Source organism: Stenotrophomonas sp. P5_A8 (genome assembly GCF_056400545.1).
Window position 1 is genome coordinate 1 of sequence record NZ_JBFULB010000286.1, and the last position, 4,926, is coordinate 4,926.

Below are 4,926 nucleotides of genomic sequence, written 5' to 3' on the forward strand. Positions count from 1 at the left end.
GGCAAGGAGCGTGGCCAATGAACGGTCGGCCGACGGTGCAAACCTCCCGCCTGCGCGCGGGCCATATACGAAGATTTCGCGGTACGGGCGCGGCTTGGGCAGGTCCGGCACCAGCGCCGAATCGAACTTGAAGCTGATGACGTGGCCCGGACGGCCTTCCGCATCGGTCTGGTAGTAGCTGGTACGCAGGGTCGCGTCGATCACGCCCATGAAGCTGCGCAGGATGCGGTCTTCATCCAGGCTGGACACGCGGTMCATCAGCTTCAGCAGCGCGTCGCGCGCGGCATCCATCTGCACGGTGCGGTCGCCCTTGCGCGCATCGACCACGGTCTTGAGCACCTTCAGCGTAGCCTCGTCACCGCCGGCAAGCACGGTCAGGTGCGCGCGCAGCTCGGCCTGGCCCTCGGCGATGGCGTCCTTGCTCTCGTGGCCGGTGGCCGGATCGAAGCGGGCTTCGAACAGTTCCACCAGCAGGCGCGCCAGCAGCGGGTAGCGGGTGAAGGTGCCTTCCACATAGGCCTGCGAGAACGGCACGCCGGTCTGCAGCAGGTACTTGCAGTAGCCACGCAGCATCGCCACCTGGCGCCAATGCAGGCCAGCGGCCAGCACCAGACGGTTGAACCCGTCGTTCTCGGCATCGCCGTGCCACACGCGGGCGAAGGTTTCACCGAAGGCGGCATCCACGCTCGGGGCGTCGATCGCACCGGCCACCGATTCCACTTCGAAGTCCTGCACGTAGACCGGGGCGTTGTCGACCGTCAGGCGGTACGGACGCTCGGCGATCACGCGCAGGCCCATGTTTTCCATCATCGGCAGCGCGTCCGACAGCGGAATATCGTCCAGCTGGCGATACAGCTTCAGGCGCAGGCCTTCGCCGCCTTCGCGTTGCACGGCCTGCAGGCTCAGGCGCAGGTCGTCCGGGCCGGTCAGCGCGTCGAGCTGGCTGACGTCGTTGGCGGCGATCTCGGTGCTGGAGTCTTCGATGTAGCCGGCCGGCAGTGCCTTGCCGATGCGGGCGGCAATGCGCAGACCTTCGCTTTCACCGTGGCGGGCCACCAGTGCTTCACGCAGGTCGTCCTGCCAGTTGCGCAGGACCTGGGCCAGCTTCTGCTCCAGCTCGCTGGTGTCCACTTCCAGGGTCTGGCCAGCCTTCGGGCGCACGATCAGGTGCACCTGGGCCAGCGGCGATTCGCCGAGGACCACCGAGCTGTCCACGTACTCGCCCTGCAGGGCGTCCTTGAGCATGGCTTCGATGCGCAGGCGCACATCGGTGTTGAAGCGTTCGCGCGGCAGGTAGACCAGCGCGGAGATGAAGCGGCTGTATTTGTCGCGGCGCAGGAACAGGCGGCTGCGCACGCGCTCCTGCAGACCCAGCACGCCCATCGCGGTGCGGAACAGCTCGTCTTCACTGGACTGGAACAGCTCTTCGCGCGGCAGCGTTTCCAGGATGTGGCGAAGGGCCTTGCCGCTGTGGCTGCTCGGGGCCAGGCCCGACTGGCTCATCACGTATTCGTGGCGCTGGCGCACCAGCGGGATTTCCCACGGGCGGCGGTTGTAGGCGCTGGAGGTGAACAGGCCCAGGAAGCGCTGCTCGCCGATGATCTTGCCCTTGGCGTCGAATTCCAGCACGCCGATGTAATCCATGTAACCGGCGCGATGCACGCGCGAACGGGCATTGGTCTTGGTCAGGATCAGCGCATCCTTCAACCCGGTGGTGGCGTTGAGGCCCTGCGCGGCCAGCGTCTTGACCGGACGGGCGGCGGAGGTGTCCTTGCCGCGCATCAGGCCCAGGCCGGTCGCATTGAGCGGGGCCAGCACGTCTTCCTTGCCCTGCTTCTCCACGCGGTACTCGCGATAGCCGAAGAAGGTGAAGTGGTTGTCGGCAGCCCAGCGCAGGAACTCCTGTGCCTCGGCGCGCGAGGCGGCGTCGATCGGCAACTGGCGGGTGCCCAGGTCGTCGGCCAGGCTCTTGGCCTTGCTGCGCATGGCATCCCAATCGCCGACGATGGCACGCACCTCATCGAGCGCCTTGGTGATCGCCTGCTCGACGTCGGCCATGGCGTCGGCCGGCTGGCGGTCGATCTCCAGCAACATCACCGATTCGGGGTTGCCCTCGCCCACGCCGGCCAGCTTGCCGGCCTTGTCACGGCCGAAGCGGATCACCGGGTGGCCCAGGACATGCACGCCGATGCCATGCTCGGCCAGCGACATGGTGACCGTGTCGACCAGGAACGGCATGTCGTCATTGACGATCTGCAGCACGGTATGCGGCGATTCCCACCCATTGCCCTTCAGGCTCGGGTTGAACACGCGCACGTTGGCCTTGCCAGGCTTGCGGGCACGCGCGAACTCCAGCGTGTCGGCGGCAAGCGCAGCCCACTCTTCGGCGGTGTGGTGCGGGAACTCGTCCGCCTCCATGCGCTTGTAGAAGTCGGCGGCGAACGCCACTGCCTCGGCCTGCCCGGCGGACGGGTAGCGCTTGCGCAAGGCCGTGTACACCGGCTCCAGCGAGAAGCCCACTGGCGAAACAGTCTGCGTATCGGCTGGTTTGGATTTGTTTTTCACGGTCTTGGCTGCTGGTTTTTGCGGTTTCATGGCAGAGCGGTGCGTGTTGCTCAGTTGGGAAAATGAAATTGTAGGCCTACCGCACAAAAATACCTTGCTGCAGGACGGAATAAGGCAATTCGGGTTGGGTGGCGTTTACGTCACGCGCATCGGCATGCTCGTCAATTCGTACGAGTACGGATAGCAGCCTGAGAGTTCTACGCAACGCAGCATCGGCCGAATCTGTGGCAACTTGACGATGGGTATCAAAAGCGGTCAAAACACAAGACTTCTCCAATTCTGAACTGGACGGTATAGTCCACCGCGTGAATCCCCCCCACCCCGCCGCCAGTTGCCTGGATGCGCGCGACCAGCGCGTGTTCGATGCTGTGCGTGACCTGTTCGCCACCCAGGGCATGCAGATCAGCATGGAGGCGGTGGCGCAGCAGGCCGGGTGTTCCAAGCAGACGCTCTACAGCCGCTATGGCAGCAAGCAGGAACTGTTGCGCCGGGTGATGCAGCGGCACGTCAGCCGGGCCACCGCCGGGCTGCACAGCCTGGACGAGGGCGACCTGCGCGGCAGCCTGCTGCAGTTCGCCACCGACTACCTCGAACACTGCAACCAGCCCCACGTGGCCCAGGCCCGGCGCCTGATCGCAGCCGACTCCGGCCAGTTCCCCCAGGAAGCCCGCGCCCTTTACCGCGACGGCGCCGGGGCGTTGATCCTTCACGTCGCTGAATGGCTTGAGAGCCGCATGGCCCTGGGCCAGCTCGGGCATGACGACCCGCACTTCATGGCCGAACTGCTATTGAGCATGATCGCCGGCTTGGATTTCGAGAAACAGCGCTTCCATACCCCCCACCGGGAGGACGCCGCCATGCGCCACCGCTGGGCAGAATTCTCCGTTGACAGCTTCCTGCGCGCGTTCGCCACGCCGGAATCCGCCGCGGCTCCGCATTCAAACCAACACCGGAGTTTTTCCTGATGATCGCCCCACTCCGCACCCTTGCCCTGACGTGCGCAGTTGCTGTTGCACTGACCGCCTGCAAGAAGCCAGAGCAGCAGACGCCCCCGCCGCCGGAAGTGGGCGTTATCGAAGCCAAGCCGCAGACCCTGCCGCTGCAGCGTGAGCTGGTCGGCCGTCTGTCGCCGTTCCGCAGCGCCGACGTGCGCGCCCGCGTGCCGGGCGTGCTGCTCAAGCGCGTCTATCAGGAAGGTGCCGACGTCAAGCAGGGCCAGGTCCTGTTCCTGATCGACCCGGCGCCACTGCAGGCCTCGTTGAACGCCTCCCAGGCCGAGCTGGCCTCGGCCCAGGCCAGCTATGCCAACGCCAAGGCCGCCGCCAAYCGCGCCCGATCGCTGGCCCCGCAGCAGTACGTATCCAAGTCTGACCTGGACGCCGCCGAGGCCACCGAACGCACCGCCTCAGCGGCCGTGCAGCAGGCCCAGGCCGCCCTGACCAGCGCGAAGATCAACCTCGGCTACGCCGAAGTCACCGCGCCGATCAGCGGCCGCGCCGGCAAGCAGCAGGTCACCGAAGGCGCGCTGGTTGGCCAGGGCGATGTGACCCTGCTCACCACCGTGGACCAGCTCGATCCGCTGTACGTGAACTTCTCGATGAGCGTGGACGAGCTGACCCAGATGCGCGCGGCGCAGGCCAAGGGCCAGGTGGCGCTGAGCGGTGACGGCAAGTCGACCGTGCAGGTCAAGCTGTCCGACGGCACCGTCTACGACCAGCCGGGTACGCTGGACTTCTCCTCGACCACGGTCGACCCGGCCACCGGCGCGGTGTCGCTGCGCGCGGTGCTGCCCAATCCGCAGCAGATCCTGCTGCCGGGTGCCTTCGTCAGCTTCCAGGCGACCCTGGGCGAGCGCAACAACGCTTACCTGGTCCCGCTGCAGGCACTGCAGCGCGACACCACCGGCGGCTACGTGCTGGTGGTCGGCAAGGATGGCAAGGTCGCCCGCAAGAACGTCAAGAGCGAAGGCCAGCAGGGCAGCAGCTGGCTGGTCAGCGGTGGCCTTGAACCGGGCGACCAGGTGATCGTGGCCGGTGTGCAGAAGGTCAAGGAAGGCGCGCCGGCCAAGGCGGCCCCGTGGAACCCCAACGCCGCCAACGCCAATGGCCAGGCCCCGGCAGGTGCTGCGCCGGCAGGGGCCGCTCCGGCGGCTGCCGCCAAGCCTGACGCCGCCGCCCCAGCCGACGCCGCTGCCGAAACGTCCGGCGCCGCTCCGGCTGCCGAACCGAACAAGCAATAACGGGAATCATCCGTCATGCCTAAATTTTTCATTGAACACCCGGTCTTCGCCTGGGTGGTCGCGATCCTGATCTCGCTTGCGGGCGTGATCTCGATCCTTGGCCTGGGCGTGGAGTCCTATCC

General features: G+C 66.5%; 3 protein-coding genes and 1 pseudogene. 3 read left to right on the plus strand and 1 reads right to left on the minus strand.

Annotation, left to right across the window (positions count from 1 at the left end; genetic code table 11):
* Nucleotides 1-2,514, minus strand: a pseudogene (locus tag AC1DQP_RS16385) (NAD-glutamate dehydrogenase domain-containing protein); the annotation flags it as partial.
* Between the two features lie 356 nt (nt 2,515-2,870).
* On the opposite strand from AC1DQP_RS16385, the gene AC1DQP_RS16390 reads away from it, so the two are divergent.
* From AC1DQP_RS16390 to AC1DQP_RS16400, 3 genes are all read left to right on the plus strand, one after another.
* On the plus strand, nt 2,871-3,530 hold the full coding sequence (locus tag AC1DQP_RS16390; protein WP_457321860.1) for a TetR/AcrR family transcriptional regulator: 660 nt from the start codon (nt 2,871-2,873) through the stop codon (nt 3,528-3,530).
* Nucleotides 3,530-4,804, plus strand: a complete 1,275-nt coding sequence (locus AC1DQP_RS16395) for an efflux RND transporter periplasmic adaptor subunit (protein WP_256774556.1) — start codon at nt 3,530-3,532, stop codon at nt 4,802-4,804. Before AC1DQP_RS16390 ends, AC1DQP_RS16395 begins: the two co-directional genes overlap by 1 nt.
* Before the next feature lie 15 nt (nt 4,805-4,819).
* On the plus strand, nt 4,820-4,926 hold a 107-nt coding region (locus tag AC1DQP_RS16400; RefSeq protein ID WP_478052020.1), incomplete at its 3' end, for an efflux RND transporter permease subunit.